Origin of the sequence: Candidatus Leptovillus gracilis (assembly GCA_016716065.1) — a bacterium.
Lineage (GTDB): Bacteria > Chloroflexota > Anaerolineae > Promineifilales > Promineifilaceae > Leptovillus > Leptovillus gracilis.
Genome location: JADJXA010000004.1, coordinates 1 through 16,687 on the forward strand (window position 1 = coordinate 1; position 16,687 = coordinate 16,687).

The window sequence follows — 16,687 nt, forward strand, 5'->3', positions numbered from 1 at the left end:
TCTGGTGGGCTGCGGCGGGCCACCAGCCAGCACCACCGTGCTGCCAACCAGCGCCGCCGCTGCCGTGATCGAAACGGCCGTACCCACCCAAGCCGCCCCCATCGCCGAGACGATTTTGCCCACTGCCCCATCTGAACCGGTAGTGGCGGCAGCAGCAGCGGAACGGCCGTTACTTCCCCGTTTTGACGGCGGCATGATGGATGCCAGCCAACCAGGCAGCGTCGCGGTGGGGGCGTTGGCTGCGGCCGTCTTCAGCCTCAACGCCACACTGCCAGAGACACCGGCGGAAACGGCCGTGTTGGCCGCTGCGGCCATGCCCTTCACCGGCGAACAAGCGCAACAGTTGGCCGCCCGCCTGGGCTTTGGCGGCCCGGTGTATACAGAGGTCTTCCCAGAAATCGGTCAGGCGACGGCCAATTTGCCGGCCGAGGCGGCCGCGCCGCCGCAATTGATCCAGACCTTTTACCTTTTTGACGGGCCGCGCGTACTCAATGTCACCGAATCGGCTGCTTTTTACACCGATAACAGCGTCGCCTTCGATTACCTCAATCCACTGCCCTTTGACCAGGCCGCGCCCATCGCCGAGGTGTTTTTGCAAGAGCGAGGGCTGTTGGATTTTGCCTATGCCCTCCGGCCGGGCTGGGGAGAAGAGGTGTTTGTGGTGCGGTTGGTAGACGGCCGTGCCGCCAGCCAGCCAGAGATCAGCGTTGGGGTGGGTGGTGGCGGACAGGTGGCTTTTGCCACTTACCAGATGCTTCAGCCGCCGGCTGCGTTGGGCAGCTACCCGCTCATCAGCGCCGCGGCGGCCTGGCAGCATCTTCAGGATGGTGTAACGGCCGACATCGTAACCACCATCGTCACTTCCAGCGCCACTGCGCCCCCGGCCGATACTGGCGGCTTTCAGTATTGGCCGCGCCAACAACAATCTGGTCCAGATGTCCATTTGTATGCCTGGCCGGCCGTCTATGCGCCAATAAGCGGCGCTGGCCCGCCGCGCATCCACGTCTTGAATTACGGCCTGCAAGCCGATGAGGCGACGCTGGCGGCGATGGCCGGGCAGGTCGGGCAAACCATCCACGTATGGGGCAGCCTGGACACAGGGATGAACACGCTGGCGGTAGCCGGCTGGGAACCGGCGCCGCAGCTCAATCCGCTGTTTAAGGCAGGCGTTATCCAGCGGGCGGCTGGGCAGACGCGCCTGCAAGATGGGCAAAGTGGTGAAACGTTCATTTTGCCAGACGTACCGGCGGACGTGCCGGAGGGGGCGGCGGTGAATGTATTTGCCTGGGCCGCGCGCCAGACGGGGCAGGCTTTTCCGGTGTTGGATTGGGAGGGGATTGATATGCAGATGGCGGCCGGTGGGGAAACGGCCGTATCCCCGCCAACCGCCAACGCGCCCTACAGCCAAATCACCATAGATCGGGTGGAACTGGCTTACCACATCACCGCGACGGGTGAAGAGTCTGCGCCGGGCTGGTTGTGGCAGCCGGTCTGGGCCTTTTACGCCGCGGCCGACAATGGCGACCGGTTGACGTTTTACGTGCAGGCGGTGGATGGGGCATTTTTACGGCCGTAACGCGGCAGCTAAAACTGGCCGAACTTTGTGGTCTTCAGGCGTTGTGCGCACCCGTGACGCCTGAAGCCCTGAACACCTTGAAAACAAACGAAGGACTTGCCGTCAATCATTCCCGACCATCCGACAAACCAACCAACCGGCTGCCGACGAAATTTGTTTACTTAAGACACGACTTTTGCACCTTAAAAACTAATACGCCAAACAGCAAAAAAACGCCCATCCTGTCAACCTCTGTCCGGGCTGTGGCAACAAACCAGTATCTCCAGCTTATCATCAGTTAGCTGGACAGCATCACAACCAGGACTGAAAAGGCTCAGGTCAACGCGGGCAGACAGCTCGCACAAGCGGCGTCATGATTTCTTGCAAAGATTGCCCCTGAGCCAGCCCCGCCGTAATAAACAAAGCGAGGCTCCACAGACTTTGGGCTTGAGTTGCTCGTCGCCAAAAGGAACGCTGCCGTCGAGGTCTAGCTCGAGTTCACGTTGAAGCGTCTGTTGCAGGTCTGCATCCTGTTGAGCGGCGCAGTAAGCTGTCACCACGGCGACCAGGGCGATATGTGTTCAATAGCCGCGAAATTCCGTAGCTGATACTGGTCCAGCCCTTCGGCTTTACCTTCTTCATGATACACTTCAACGGGCCAACGATGGCGATAAATGCGCGTCATGCCTTTGGCCTGCCAGTGCAAGCGGTTGCTGATGGAAATACTGGATTGTCGGATAGGTCAGCCCGACGATAGCGATGACGAGCGCTAAAGTTGTGCAGCCATGCGCGGCGAGTAGGTATAGTAAGTCTCGGTTGTTCCCTTAAAGGTGATGGTCGTCGTTTGAAACGCAGGGTTTGACCGCTTTTATGGCCGCAAGATGTTCCGCCTTGAGGCGCTGGGCAAACTTGTCTAATCGTTCCCGACCTGTTGCCAGCGCCACTTCACCGCTCTCGCCCAAGGCCCACATAAGCAAAGCCTTTCTCATCAAGAAAGCGAGAAGCTGGGTTGTGTCCAACTATCAAAAGCGATAGGCGGCGGAAGTCAGGGAACTGTGCCAGCCATTGCTGGCACGCTGCTCAGCCAGCGCAACTTGCTGTCCTACAGGTCAGCTAGCCCGGTTTTTGACATTTCGTCGCCACACCCTGGCAAATACTGACGCCACTTGGTTGGATCGCTTTCTTTCAGCTCCACGCTTTCCTTCAACTTGATGTTCGCTGCGCGTAACCTGCTTCAATCTTGCCAGGTCAGCCGGTTGCCACAGCCCAAAGAATATAGGGTAGTGGTTTGGTCATCGCTGTAATGCAACGTCACCAGGTTGTGCGCCCAGACCCAACACTTTTGCACATGGTCGCTAGGATGGCGATCTTGTCAAAGTGGTGTCCATAATGGGTGATAACGTATCGTCAAACTCAACACCCCGTCTTTTTTCAAGGCTGTACCCGGTAGGCTGCTCATGACGCTAAGCGACAACGATTGAGTTCGTCGACAAAAGGGCTTTCCGTTGGTAGACGGTTGAGCGAGCTTTGGTTGCGGCTTTCATGGACAAACAATCGGTTGATTCCCTCAACAGTTTTGTTTTCGGAAACAATCAAACCGCTGATGTACCGCTTGAACTGGATGAGGCATCGGCCGAAAAGACCGAACTGAAATGGTGCAGTGATCAACTAATCGTGGAAATTCAACCAGGGACCATAGTTCAACACCTCCTGCGTAGTAAATTGCTATTCATCTTCCCTGGTATTGTGCTCTATGGCGTATTCGTTTGTAAAGGTGCTATCAAAACATTATGTCACTGCAAAAGTCGTGTTAAGACTTGCTCATTTCTTAAGGCTGGTTATACTAAATTAGGAAAGAGGTACTATAAGCCAGAAATACTTGACAAGGTGACATCTGACAAGCAAGTATAAATTGCATGAAAACGGCCGTTCCTACCCTGCCCCTGCCATCCGTTGATGCAAGCTAGACCTACATACAAAACCTCAGTAATTAACAAGAGACATCTCTTGGAACACGCAATCTATTATCAACATGTATATAACGGCAGTTGAATCGTTTCCAAAATTTGACTGTCAAACAGATATACATTAGCCGCTAAAACCGCAACTGCAAGACAACAGCCATTTTCATATCCCCACAGGGATATGAAAATCTATATATATACTCGCTGTGGCCAGTCTCTGACCGTGCCACATCTGGTATAGAAGGAGGCCTATCGAATAAGACAGCGTCTGTATTCCCTTATTTGTCTACCCCAACCTTATTTACCTGATTTCGGAGGAGAAGTTTAATGAATAAAAAACACCTGTTTACCCTTTTGAGCCTGATCTTGATGGCCCTGTTGTTGGTAGCCTGCGGTGGCGACGCCCAGGTTGAGACAGTCACTGTTGAAGTGACGCGCATTGTGGAAGTGCCGGCCGAAGCCAGCACCGATATGCCAGCCGTGCCCTCGGCCGAAGGCAACACCTTGCAAACAGTGCGCAGCCGTGGCGCGTTGAAGTGTGGCGGCAACCAGGCTGTGCCCGGTTTTGGTTACATCAACCCCGACACCAACGACTTTGAAGGCTTCGATATTGACTTCTGTAAAGCAGTCGCCGCAGCGGCTCTAGGCGACGCCACGGCCTATGAAATCCGCCCCACCACCGCCAACGAACGCTTCCCCGTTCTGCAATCTGGCGAAATTGATGTGCTGATTCGCAACACCACCTGGACCCTCAGCCGCGACACTCAACTGGGTGCGGACTTCCAGCCCACCACTTTTTATGATGGGCAGGGCATGATGGTCCGTAAAGCCGATGGCATCAACTCCCTGGAAGATTTGGCCGGCGGCACCATCTGTGTGCAGTCTGGTACAACCACCGAGAAGAATCTGGCCGATGTATTCCGTGCGCGCAACATTAATTTTGAGCCGGTCGTCTTTGATGACGCTGACCGCACCCGCGAAGCGTATGACGCCGGGCAGTGCGATGGCTTCACCACCGACAAATCGGGCCTGGTCTCGCAGCAAATCCTGCTGGCCGAACCGGATGCGCACACGATTTTAGACGAAACCATGTCTAAAGAGCCGCTTGGTCCCATGACCCGTCATGGCGATAACAATTGGGGCGACATTGTGATGTGGACGGTGAACTGCACCATTCAGGCAGAAGAACTGGGTATCAACTCGACCAATGTGGACAGTTTCCTGGGCAGCGAAGACCCAGTGGTGCAAAACGTGTTGGGTGAAACGGGTGATTTGGGCGCCGGCATGGGCCTGTCCAATGATTGGTGTTACCAGGTTATCAAACAAGTGGGCAACTATGCGGAAATTTATACCCGCAACCTGGGGCCAGACACGCCATTCGACCTACCGCGTGGTTTGAATACCTTGTGGACCGAGGGTGGCCTGCTCTATTCGCCGCCATTCCGTTAAAGCGATCACTTTGGCAAGCAATCTGTAAGACACAGCCCGGCGACCTGCCGGGCTGTGCTTATCCAACTTTTTTGCGGGGAGACGATTATGGCGCAACCACCCCCTTCTACCCCACAAACCCACGAGAGAATACCGTTCTGGCGTGACGGCCGTGTGATTGGCGTTCTGGCGCAGGTCATTTTTGTCAGCCTGGTGCTGCTGGCAGCCGCCTGGCTGCTGGGCAATGTCAGCCGCAACATTGGCGCGTTAGGCTCTTTTCGCTGCCCAGATGGCACAGATAGTTTTCGCTGTGGCTTTCTCTTTTTGCGCATTGATGCGCAGTTCGACATCGCCGAGAGCGTAATCAGTTATACGCCCAGCGATCCTTATGCGCGGGCGCTGCTGGTTGGCGCTTTGAATACAGTCAAAGTTGCCTTCTTTGGCATTATTTTTGCCACCATTTTGGGCACGCTGACTGGTATTGCCCGATTGTCGCGTAACTGGCTGGTGAGTAATCTGGCCAAATGGTATGTGGATTTTTTCCGCAATACGCCCCTGCTGCTGCAATTGATCTTTATCTATTTTGGCGTCATTTTGCTTTTGCCCAATATCCGGCAAGCGCTGCAACCGTTTGGCCTGCCGATTTACCTGAGCCAGCGGGGCATTAACTTGCCGGGGCCGGTGTTTATGCCCTCTTTTCGCGTCTGGCTGTTTTTTTTGCTGGGCGGGTTGGTGGCGGCGGGGGTGGTTTCGCTGCTGTTGGCGCGGCGGGAGCAGCAGGTAGAGCGCAGTCTCAATCGCACGGCGTGGGCGCTGTTGGCTTTCGGCGTGGTGGCGGGGAGCGGCTGGTTTGTCGCTAACGCCGCGATTAGTTCGCAGGCGATGTTGTTGTCTGAAGCGCTGCCGGCGGCGGAGTTTGAGCAGATAGCGGGGATTGTGGCGGAGCGTTTGGGTGTGGCGGATCTGGCGGAGGTAGAAACGGCCGTAACCAATGGCGTCCTCACCCCTGAACAAGTCAACGAAGCCAGCCTTACCATCTGCGCCGTGCGCGATGCCCCGTCTGAAACAAACCTGACGGCTCAACTGCGGGCCAACAACGTGCCTTACAGCCTTAACCGCAGCAACCGGCTGGACCAGGCCGCGCGGGCTTTTGCCGCCGGTGACTGCGATGTCCTGGTGGCCGCCGAAGCTGATTTGTTGGCTGTGCAGGCCACGCTGGACGGAACGTACCGCCTGCTGCCCATCGCCGAAGCGCCCATCCGCCTTTCCATCCCCCGGCTGGAAGGGCTGAATTTCCAGGGCGGCGTTAAACTAACGCCCAGCTTTGCCGCATTGCTCATCGGCCTGACACTGTACACCGGCGCGTTTATCGCCGAGATTGTCCGGGCCGGTATCCAGTCTGTGCCGAAAGGGCAGTCTGAGGCGGCCCGCGCCCTGGGACTGAGCGAGTCGCAGCGTTTGCGCCTGGTGGTGCTGCCGCAGGCGCTGCGGGTAATTATTCCTCCCCTGACAAGCCAATACCTCAACCTCACCAAAAACTCCTCGCTGGCGATTGCCGTCGGCTTTGCCGATCTCTGGGCTATCTCTTACACCACACTCAATCAATCGGGGCGTTCGGTGCAGGTCTTTATGATTGTGATGGCTGCTTACCTGAGTTTTAGTCTGTCTATTTCCTTTTTGCTGAATCTGTATAACCGGCGCATCGCTCTGGTGGAGAGATAAGCATGGCGACGCAAGAACCCAACCTGACCTCAACCAGACAACGGCAGCCAATTCATTTTGACGGCCGTCGCTTTTTCCGGGAACACATTGGGCGCAGTTGGTGGCTGGCGCTGTGGCTGCTGCTGCTGAGTTATGTGACGCTGGTGTATACGACCAATCAATTTGCGCAGGCGGCGCTAACGACAACGGCCGTAACCCTTGTCTGGCTCGCCACCCTGGCTGCCACCGTTTACAGTGAACTAACCCATCGCCACCGTCTGCTGACGCTGTGGCTAAAAGACAACCTGTACAGTTCCGTCACCAACGTCTTGCTAACACTGCTGCTGACGCTGCTGATTGTGGCCGCTGTGCGCGGCTTTATTGGTTATGCCTTTCTGCGGGCCAGCTTCACCACCGACCCCGACCTGGCGAAAGCCACGTTGGCCCAATTTAGCAGTCCAGGGGCTAACTGGGGCGCGGTTATCGCCAACATGCGCAACCTGATGGTATTCCGCTTTCCCCGCGCTGAAACGTGGCGGCTCTTTTTGATACTGGGCTACCTGGCGGTTATGCTGCCGGTGAGTACGCTTGTCTATTCGCAGCAGCGTTTGCGCCGCTCGCCCATTCGTCAGGCGCTTAACTTACTGTGGGTGCTAACGCCGGCGCTGACGCTGGCAATTTTGTGGGGCGTAAAAATTGCGCCGGGGGCATGGCAGAATGTGTTGGTGAATACGGCCGTTTACCTCCTCGTCTTTGTCGCCCTGTTTTTCGGCAGCCGCTATTTGCTGCGGCGTTATCAAAGTACTGGGTTGAGTCTGGCGCTGATGCTGGTGTGGGTCGCCGCGTTGGCCGCGGCATTCTGGCTGATGGTGGACAACTTCACCGCCACCCTCAACCCGGACGTCGCCTGGGGCGGCCTGCTGCTGACGATGATCATTGCTGTGTTTGCCATTGTGGCTTCCTTTCCGTTGGGCGTGCTGCTGGCGCTTGGCCGGCGCAGCCAGATTCGCGGCGTCCCCTGGTGGCTGACAGCCCTGACGGCCGGCCTGCTTACGCTGTACCTGCTGGTTAACAACACCTTCCCGGCTCTGGCCGACGCCAGTGGGCTGTTGGGCACGATCCTGGCTTTTTGGCCTTTGCTGGTTCTGCTGATCGCTTATCTGTTCCAGAAATATTTCAAAGGCAATGTTGTCGCTGCCTTTTCCACTGTCTACATCGAATCGGTGCGCGGTGTGCCGCTCATCACCGTCCTCTTCATGTCCATTATTCTCTTTCCCATCTTGCTGCCGCCCGGCATGGAGATTTTGAGTACCTGGCGCGTGATGGCCGCCGCCGCCCTTTTTGCCGCCGCATATCTGGCCGAAAATATACGCGGCGGTTTGCAGGCCATCCCCAAAGGACAATATGAGGCGGCCGACTCCATCGGCCTGAACGCTTTCCAAAAATACCGGTTGATCATTTTGCCCCAGGCCATTCGCATTGTCATCCCGGCCATTGTGGGGCAGTTCATCGGCCTGTTTTTGGACACCACCCTCATCGCCATTGTCGGCCTGATCGAGCTGTTGGGCGTGGCGAACCTGATCGCTGCCCAGACCAACTGGCTGGGCGTGCGCCGCGAGCCGTACATCTTCTTGATGTTCGTCTACTTCTTTGGCAGTTGGATCATGGTGACGATCAGCCGACGCATGGAGCGGAACACGGAGCGATAGAGCCGTAAGCCGTATACGGAATACGGAATACGGCTTACGGAACACGCCCATTAACCTGGAAACAAACAGAGTGAACTCATGACAACGCATAACCTGACACAAACCGAAGAACTGATCGTCTGCCGTGATGTGCAAAAGTGGTATGGCGATTTTCATGCCCTGAAAGGGATCAGCCTCTCTGTGAAAAAGGGGGAGGTCATTGTGATTCTGGGGCCGTCTGGTTCCGGTAAATCCACTTTTATCCGCTGCCTGAACCGGCTAGAGGAGCATCAGGAAGGGGAGATCATCATCGAAGGCACGACCCTGAACTACGATGTGCGCAACATCGCTGAAATTCGGCGCGAAGTGGGCATGGTTTTTCAGCAATTTAACCTGTTCCCGCACCTGACTGTGTTGGAAAATGTGACCCTGGCTCCTATCCACGTGCGTAAATGGCCGCGCGAACAGGCGGAAGAGCGGGCGATGCGCTGGCTGACCCGCGTAGGCATCCCGGAACAGGCTAACAAATATCCGGGGCAGCTTTCCGGCGGGCAGCAGCAGCGGGTCGCCATCGCCCGGACCCTGACGATGGAACCCAACATTTTGTTGTTCGATGAACCAACTTCGGCGCTGGATCCGGAGATGATCAAGGAAGTGCTGGACGTGATGCGTGATCTGGCGACGGGTGGGTACACCATTCTCTGGCCGTGACGCATGAGATGGGTTTTGCCCGCACGGTAGCCGACCGGATCATCTTTATGGACGCCGGGCAAATTGTGGAGGAGAACACGCCCGAAACGTTCTTCACCAATCCGTCTAATGAGCGGACTAAGTTGTTCCTCAACCAGATTTTGCATCACTAGGAGTAGAGACGCTGCGTCGCAACGTCTCTACTGCTGGATGTTTAGCTACGGCCGTATACCGCAACGGCCGTCCCCTGCACCGCCCGCGCCCCATCAGACGCCAGAAACAAGATGACGTCGGCCAGGGCGTCTGGCGACACCCAATGGCTGAAATTGGCCGTGGGCATGTCGGCGCGGTTTTGCGGCGTGTCTATGGTTCCCGGCAAGATACAGTTGACGTTGATGTTGTCGGCTTTGAGTTCGGCGGCCATGCTTTCTGTCAGGCGGATGACGGCGCTTTTGGCGACGGTGTAAGCAGCCATGTTGGCCTTGCCTTCCAACCCGGCGCGGGCGGCCACGTTGACAATTTTGCCACCCCCTTGCGCCAACAGGTGGGGGATGACCCCCCGGCTCATCAAAAAGACGGAGCGGGCGTTCAGGTTGAGCATGAAGTCCCAGGTTTGCAGCGGCGTTTGGTGAACGGCCGTGCCCATCTTAAACCCGCCGGCGGCGTTGACGAGGATGTGAATACGGCCGTACCGCGCCATAATCTCCGCCACACCAGCCGCCACTGCTTGCTCATCGGTCAAATCGGCCGTTACGTACAATACCCGGTCGCCTTCGGGCAAAGCCGCGCCAAAAACAGCTTCCGTATTCTCCCGACGACGGTCTACCAGAGCCAACTTGCCCCCGGCGGCATAAAACGCCCGCGCCACCGCCTGCCCCAAATTCCCGGCCGCCCCCGTTATCACAACAATCTGATCGCTAAAATCAAACATCAATACCTCCTCGAAGGAACTGCTGTGGCCCCATTTCTGTCGCGAAGCATTGAGCTGCGGCCGCAGACAGAGAGGCTATGTTTTTACCTCGTTCCTGAGTATATGATTTGCTATGTAGAGAACACAGGAGTAACATTCCTTACTTTTATCGAGGTTAAAAATTAATGCCCGTACAACCCTTAGCGCCAAAACAACTCCGCCACACGGTTGACCCGAACCTGTTCACTTTTGCGACAACGGCCGATTTACCCGCCAGCAATCATATCATCGGCCAGCCACGTGGTACCCACGCCATCGAATTTGGCATCGGCATCCAAAGCCAGGGCTATAACATCTACCTCTTAGGGCCGATGGGAACCGGCCGGGCCACAGCCATTGAGCGTTTCTTGCAAGACCGCACCGCTGCCCAACCCGCACCAGCCGATTGGATTTACGTACACAACTTCAGCATACCCCATCAGCCGCGGGCTATCGCCCTGCCGGCCGGCGAGGGCAGCGTTTTTCAGGCGCGCATGGCCGCGCTTATCGCCCGCATCAGCGAAGATTTGCCCCAGGCCTTTGATACCGACACCTACAAAGAGGCCATTCAAGCGGCGCGCAGCGCTTTTGAAGAGCAGCAAGACAGGCTATTTTCTGCCTTGCAGCAGAAAGCGGCGCTGCAAGGCTTTGGCCTGGTAAAAACAGCCAGCGGCGTCACCATCGCCCCGGTACGGAACGGACAGAAACTAACGCCAGAAGAGCTGCAAAACCTGTCGCTGGCTGACCAACAGGAATTGGAAGATTTGCTGGCCGTGTTGAGCGAAGAATTGGAAGACACGCTGTATCAGATTTACCGGTTAGAAACCGACCACCGGCAGCAAATTCAGGAGATTGATCGGGCTGTGGCGGAAGCGGCCGTGCAGCACCATTTTGCTGAACTGCACGACACCTACCATGACTATGACGAACTGCTGTTGTACCTGGGGGAAGTCCACCAGGACGTGTTGGACCAGATTGACGATTTTGCGCCGCATTTAGACAGCGAGGAAGAAATCAACCTGCGCCGTTATGAGGTCAATCTGGTGGTGGAAAACAGCAAGACGGATGGCGCGCCGGTGATTATCGAGCCAAACCCAACCTATAACACTCTGTTTGGCCGTCTGGAATACGAGATGGAATCGGGGGTGGTGTTTACGCATTTCACCAATATCAAAGCGGGCAGTTTGCACCGGGCCAACGGCGGCTATTTGATTATGCAGGCCACCGATTTGCTCAAAAACATAGATGCCTGGGAAGCGCTGAAACGGGGCTTGCGCGCCCAGGAAATCCAGATATTGCCTTCGGCCACGATGGACGAGACGCGCGTCCTGGCTAAATCTTTAACGCCTGAACCCATTCCATTGAAAGTGAAAATTATTCTGATGGGCAGCCTGGATGTGTATTATTTGATGTATCAGCAGGATGAGGATTTTCCTGATTTGTTTAAGGTGCGGGTTGATTTTGATTCGACAATGGTGCGTAATGGGAGCAATATGCACGAATATGCCGGCTTTATCGCCTCCCGCTGCCATGAGGAAGGACTGCGCCATTTTGACCGCACGGCCGTTGCCAAAGTTATTGAGTATGGCTCGCGGCTGGTCAACCAGCAGAGCAAACTATCTACCCGTTTTGGGGCCATTGCCGACCTGATTCGGGAGGCGAGTTATTGGGCGGGGGTGAACGGCCGTGCCGTTGTCACCGCCGATGACGTGCAGCAAACCCTCGACGAACGCATCTACCGCTCTAACCGCGTCGAGGAAATCATCCAGGAAGAAATCATCGAAGGTACGTTGTTCATCGCTACCGAGGGCGCTGTTGTGGGGCAGGTAAATGGGCTGTCGGTAATAGACATTGGCGATTACAGCTTTGGGCAGCCGGGGCGCATCACCGCCCGCACCTTCATGGGTGAAGGCGGCGTCATCCACATTGAACGGGAGACGGAAATGTCTGGCCCCATCCACGAAAAAGGCGTACTCACCCTTACCGGCTACCTGGGCGGCACTTATGCCCAGCAGCAGCCCCTATCGCTGACCGCCAGCCTGACATTCGAGCAAAATTACGTCGGCATCGAAGGGGACAGCGCCGCTTCTACGGAGCTGTACGCCTTGCTCTCCAGCCTGAGCGAAATTCCCATTAAGCAGGGCATTGCCGTCACCGGATCGGTGAATCAGCGGGGTGATGTGCAGCCGATTGGCGGTGTGAACGAGAAGATCGAAGGCTTTTACCGGGTGTGCTGCGCCTGTGGTCTGACGGGCGAACAGGGGATTATTATTCCCGCCAGCAATGTGGAGTCGTTGATGCTGCATGAAGATGTGGTAACGGCCGTCTCCCAGGGCCAATTCCATATCTGGCCGGTACGCAGCATTGATGAAGGCATCGAACTGCTCACCGGCATCCCCGCCGGCGAATTAGACGCCGATGGCCTGTACCCGGAGGGCACGGTTCATTATGCTGTGCAAAACCGCCTGCTGGAACTGGCCGAAGATTTGAAAGCATTCGGCAATGGGGAAGAGTAACGAGTAAAGATTACAGAGTTTTGAGACCTTTTCTACCCATTCAGAAACTTATGTTTTCTGGCAAAAACTTATATTTTACTTATAATTGGTGATATGTATTCCATTGAATGGACGCGCCGCGCTTTAAAGCATCTAAAAACCATTCCACAGCAACGCCAAAAGCAAATTGTTTTAGCGGTGCGCAGTTTGCAGGAATGGCCAGACTGTCAGAATGTAAAGGCATTGCGAAATCGTCCAGGGTATCGTTTGCGTGTTGGGCGATATCGGGTTTTGTTTGATGTTGAAAACGACCTCCGCATCATTGAAATCGAAGAGGTTAAAAAACGAGATGAACGCACCTATTAGTCACCAAATTATTGAACGAGATGGACAACCGCTGTTTGTGCTGGTTCCTTACGAGGAATATCTTTCGCTGATTGAAGGGGATACGGCCGTTACAATTCCGCATGGCGTTGTAGAAAGACACGTTTTGGAAGGGATGAGTCTTGTCCGCGCCTGGCGCGAGCATAAGCGGTTATCCCAACAGGAATTGGCTGAAAAAATAGGCGTCTCCCAATCAGCCTATTCTCAAATGGAAAAGCCAGAAGCCAACCTACGGAAAGCAACATTGGCAAAACTGGCAGTTGCGCTCGGCGTCTTGCCGGAACAGCTCGTTGTCTGATCGGTGACCAGAAGAGCTGCGACCGCTTTACGTTTCAACCAAATTGCTTAAAGAAGCGGGCAAACACCTCAATCGCATAATCCAACATTTGCGGCGTCAGCGAGGGGTAGACGCCAATCCAAAACGTCTGATTCATCACTATATCCGTGTTTGTCAGGTCGCCCACAATGCGATAATCCACATCCTGGTAAGCCGGCTGGCGGGTGATGTTGCCGCTGAACAGCAGCCGCGTCGCTACCCGGTTTGTTTCCAAAAAGTTGATTAACTCGTTGCGCGAGAAAGGCGCATCCGGGCGCACCGTCAGCAAAAAGCCAAACCAACTGGGGTCTGTGTCCGGCGCCGGTTCCGGCAAAATCAGAAATTCCTCAAAGGGGGCCAGGCCGGCGCGTAAATAACGCCAGTTGCGTTTGCGCGTCGCAATGAAACCGGGCAGCTTTTGCAGCTGCGCCAGCCCCACGGCCGCCTGCATGTCGGTCAGCTTCAGGTTGTAGCCAACGTGAGAGTAGATGTATTTGTGATCATAGCCATAGGGCAGGTCGCCAAGCTGCCACTCGAAGCGCGTGCCGCAGGTGTTGGCCTCGCCGGGCACGCACCAGCAGTCGCGCCCCCAATCGCGGAACGATTCTACCAACTTTTTCAGCCGTGAATGGCGCGTCAGCACACAGCCCCCTTCGCCCATGGTGATGTGGTGCGCCGGGTAAAAGCTGATGGTTGCCAGATGGCCGAATGTGCCGGTCAGACGGCCGTGATACGTGCTGCCCAGCGCGTCGCAGTTGTCCTCAATCAGCCATAGATTGTGGCGGTTCACTACTTCCAACACCGCGTTCAGTTCAAACGGATTGCCCAACGTGTGGGCCACAATGATGGCTTTGGTGCGCGGCGTGATGGCTTCTTCCAGGTGGGCCAACGACATGTTGTAAGAGGGTAGTTCCACATCTAAAAAGACCGGTGTCAGGCGGTTTTGCACAATGGGGTTGACGGTGGTGGGAAAGCCAGCGGCGACGGTGATGACCTCGTCGCCTGGTTTTAGCTGCCGCTCGGCCAGACTGGGCGAGGTAAGGGCAGACAAAGCCAGCAAATTGGCCGAGGAGCCGGAATTGCACAGCAGGGCGTGGCGTACACCCACGTAGCGGGCAAAGTCGCGCTCGAATTGTTGGGCAAAACGGCCGGTGGTCAGCCAGAAATCGAGCGAAGCGTCTACCAAATGGACCATGTCGTCGCCATCAAATGAACGGCCGGAAACGGGCACGGCCGTTTCCCCCGGCACAAACGGTTTATCGGCAAACTCCGCTTCGTAATATTCCTGCACCAACGCCAAAATGCGCTGCCTGATTTCCTTGCTGTTGCTCATGTTCTGCTCCGCCAGCAAAAACCCCTGCGCCGGACAAGGTTTCTCGCTGCTGCCGTGAATATCGTCAGGATTGTGACCGCTTCTGGCTGAAGCGACCAGGACGTTTAGCCGCCTAATTGTAGCCGATAGTTGGGTTTCGCCACGAATGGGCGAAGGGGGAGTCAGGGGGTTTGCAGGAACACGGCCGTTTTTAGAATACCAATGATACTTTTGGCGTCACGGAGACGGCCGTCTTGGGCCATTGTCACCAGGTCTGCCATCGGGAGGGGGTGGAGTTCAATCTCCTCATCCACGTCACCGGGCAGCGGGTCGGGCTGCAAATCGGTCGCCAGATACAGGCGCATCAATTCACTAGAAACGCCCGGCGACGGCCAGATTTCGCCTAAAAAATGAAACGAATTCGCCCGGAAACCCGTTTCTTCCCGCAGTTCCCGCTGCGCGCACGCCAGCCAATCCTCATCCCAGCCCCGCGTACCGGCCGGCAGTTCCAGAATTGTCTGCGCCAGCGCCAACCGATATTGCCGCAGCAGCAGCAGTTCCGGGCCGGCCGTGCCTTCGCGCAGCGGCACAAGGACCACTGCGCCAGGATGCTCAATGATCCCTTTCGCCAGCCGCTCGCCGCCCGGCGCTTCCAATTCATCCACCCGAAAGCGCCAGGAGGTTCCCTGCCAGAGAATGTTAGAATGAACGATTTTCATGAATTTAGGCAGAAGATTCACCACGAAGATGCGGAGGGCGCGGAGTATCCAGGGCTGGCTAAGTGACCATCTAGAAATTACATGGCCCAGATTGGACCAATCTCCAAGATTGGTCCAATCTAAAAAACAGGAAGTTATTCTTAGACGATTACTAAGATAAATCGTCTCTGGAACGGCCGTGTCCCATCACCACAATCTTTCCGCCTCTGTATTCTCCGCGCCGCCGTGGCGCCAATCAAGAAGCTCACATATTGGCGATAATCGCCTTAGCAAACTCAGAACAGCTGAGTTTGGTCGCCCCATCAATCTGGCGGTGCAGGTCATAGGTGACGGTTTTGTCCAGGATGGTTTGCGTCATCGCCTTCACCACCAAATCGGCCGCTTCCTGCCAGCCCATATATTCCAACATCATCACCCCGGAGAGAATGAGGCTGCCAGGGTTGACCATATCCTTGCCGGCGTATTTAGGGGCTGTGCCGTGGGTGGCTTCAAACAAGGCCACGCCGTCGCCAATGTTGCCGCCCGGAGCCATGCCCAGGCCGCCCACCTGCGCCGCCGCCGCGTCGCTCATGTAATCGCCGTTCAAGTTCAATGTGGCGATGACGTCGTAATCAGATGTGCGGGTAAGCAGTTGTTGCAGCATGTTATCGGCAATTACGTCTTTGATGAGGATGTCCGCGCCACTGTTGGGGTTTTTCATGATGTGCCAGGGACCGCCATCCAATGGCTGCGCGCCAAACTCGTCGCGGGCTAATTCGTAGCCCCAATCGCGGAAAGCGCCTTCGGTGAACTTCATGATGTTGCCCTTGTGGACGATGGTGACGCTGGGGCGGTTGTGGTCAATGGCGTATTGGAGGGCCTGACGCACCAGCCGTTTGGTGCCAAAGGCGCTGACTGGCTTGATGCCGATGGCCGAATCTGGGCGCACGTTTTTGCCCAGTTCTTCGTTCATGAATTTGATAAGCGCTTTGGCTTCGGCCGATTCGGCCGGCCATTCTACGCCGGAGTACACATCTTCTGTATTTTCACGGTAGAGGACGATGTCCATGAGTTCGGGCTGTTTCATGGGGCTGGGTGTGCCGGGGATGTAGCGCACCGGGCGCACGCAGGCGTACAGGTCCAGCACCTGGCGCAGGGTCACATTCAGGCTGCGGAAGCCGCCGCCGATGGGTGTGGTGAGGGGGCCTTTGATGCCAACGACGTATTGGCGCATGGCCTCGAAGGTCTCTTCGGGCATGAAGTTGCCGTCGTAAAGGGTGGCCGCTTTTTCGCCGGAGTAAATTTCCATCCAGGCGATTTTGCGCTGGCCGCCATACGCTTTTTCTACGGCCGCGTCCCAGACCAACAGGGAAGCGGGGGTGATGTCTACGCCAATGCCGTCGCCTTCAATGAAGGCCACGATGGGATTGTCCGGTACGTTGAGTTTGCCGTTTTCATAGGTGATTCTTTCACCGGCGGGAACATGTATGTTTGTAAATGACATGGG

12 protein-coding genes and 1 pseudogene are annotated in these 16,687 nt (G+C 56.1%); 9 read left to right on the top strand and 4 right to left on the bottom strand.

Annotation, left to right across the window (positions count from 1 at the left end):
• From IPM39_12790 to IPM39_12815, 6 genes and pseudogenes are all read left to right on the top strand, one after another.
• Nucleotides 1-1,576 (top strand): hypothetical protein (locus IPM39_12790; protein MBK8986932.1); only part of this gene is annotated, 1,576 nt, incomplete at its 5' end.
• 1,521 nt (nucleotides 1,577-3,097) lie between these two features.
• Nucleotides 3,098-3,466: a hypothetical protein gene (locus IPM39_12795; protein ID MBK8986933.1), complete on the top strand. Its 369-nt coding sequence runs from the start codon at nucleotides 3,098-3,100 to the stop codon at nucleotides 3,464-3,466.
• A gap of 380 nt (nucleotides 3,467-3,846) precedes the next feature.
• Nucleotides 3,847-4,968, top strand: a complete 1,122-nt coding sequence (locus tag IPM39_12800; protein ID MBK8986934.1) for an amino acid ABC transporter substrate-binding protein — start codon at nucleotides 3,847-3,849, stop codon at nucleotides 4,966-4,968.
• 87 nt (nucleotides 4,969-5,055) lie between these two features.
• Nucleotides 5,056-6,669 (top strand): ABC transporter permease subunit, encoded by a 1,614-nt coding sequence (locus tag IPM39_12805; GenBank protein MBK8986935.1) that lies wholly within the window; start codon nucleotides 5,056-5,058, stop codon nucleotides 6,667-6,669.
• Between the two features lie 2 nt (nucleotides 6,670-6,671).
• Nucleotides 6,672-8,357 (top strand): ABC transporter permease subunit, encoded by a 1,686-nt coding sequence (locus tag IPM39_12810; GenBank protein MBK8986936.1) that lies wholly within the window; start codon nucleotides 6,672-6,674, stop codon nucleotides 8,355-8,357.
• Between the two features lie 78 nt (nucleotides 8,358-8,435).
• Nucleotides 8,436-9,199: pseudogene (locus tag IPM39_12815) on the top strand (amino acid ABC transporter ATP-binding protein).
• A gap of 41 nt (nucleotides 9,200-9,240) precedes the next feature.
• Here the strand turns inward: IPM39_12815 and IPM39_12820 are convergent.
• On the bottom strand, nucleotides 9,241-9,957 hold the full coding sequence (locus IPM39_12820) for an SDR family oxidoreductase (GenBank protein MBK8986937.1): 717 nt from the start codon (nucleotides 9,955-9,957) through the stop codon (nucleotides 9,241-9,243).
• 164 nt (nucleotides 9,958-10,121) lie between these two features.
• On the opposite strand from IPM39_12820, the gene IPM39_12825 reads away from it, so the two are divergent.
• From IPM39_12825 to IPM39_12835, 3 genes are all read left to right on the top strand, one after another.
• Nucleotides 10,122-12,491: an AAA family ATPase gene (locus tag IPM39_12825; protein ID MBK8986938.1), complete on the top strand. Its 2,370-nt coding sequence runs from the start codon at nucleotides 10,122-10,124 to the stop codon at nucleotides 12,489-12,491.
• A 93-nt stretch (nucleotides 12,492-12,584) separates the two neighbouring features.
• A complete protein-coding gene (locus IPM39_12830; protein ID MBK8986939.1) occupies nucleotides 12,585-12,836 on the top strand; it encodes a type II toxin-antitoxin system RelE/ParE family toxin in 252 nt (83 codons plus the stop codon).
• Complete coding sequence (locus tag IPM39_12835; GenBank protein ID MBK8986940.1) at nucleotides 12,820-13,152, top strand: helix-turn-helix transcriptional regulator; 333 nt, start codon at nucleotides 12,820-12,822, stop codon at nucleotides 13,150-13,152. The genes IPM39_12830 and IPM39_12835 overlap by 17 nt, the downstream gene beginning before the upstream one ends.
• A 34-nt stretch (nucleotides 13,153-13,186) precedes the next feature.
• On the opposite strand, the gene rfbH is transcribed toward IPM39_12835, so the two are convergent.
• The 3 genes from rfbH to icd all read right to left on the bottom strand — a co-directional run bounded on the left by rfbH (nucleotide 13,187) and on the right by icd (nucleotide 16,684).
• Nucleotides 13,187-14,503: a lipopolysaccharide biosynthesis protein RfbH gene (gene rfbH, locus IPM39_12840; protein MBK8986941.1), complete on the bottom strand. Its 1,317-nt coding sequence runs from the start codon at nucleotides 14,501-14,503 to the stop codon at nucleotides 13,187-13,189.
• A gap of 161 nt (nucleotides 14,504-14,664) precedes the next feature.
• Nucleotides 14,665-15,201, bottom strand: coding sequence for an NUDIX hydrolase (locus IPM39_12845; protein ID MBK8986942.1), 537 nt, complete (start codon nucleotides 15,199-15,201; stop codon nucleotides 14,665-14,667).
• 244 nt (nucleotides 15,202-15,445) lie between these two features.
• Nucleotides 15,446-16,684, bottom strand: a complete 1,239-nt coding sequence (gene icd, locus IPM39_12850) for an isocitrate dehydrogenase (NADP(+)) (protein ID MBK8986943.1) — start codon at nucleotides 16,682-16,684, stop codon at nucleotides 15,446-15,448.
• Between the last annotated feature and the right edge of the window lie 3 nt (nucleotides 16,685-16,687).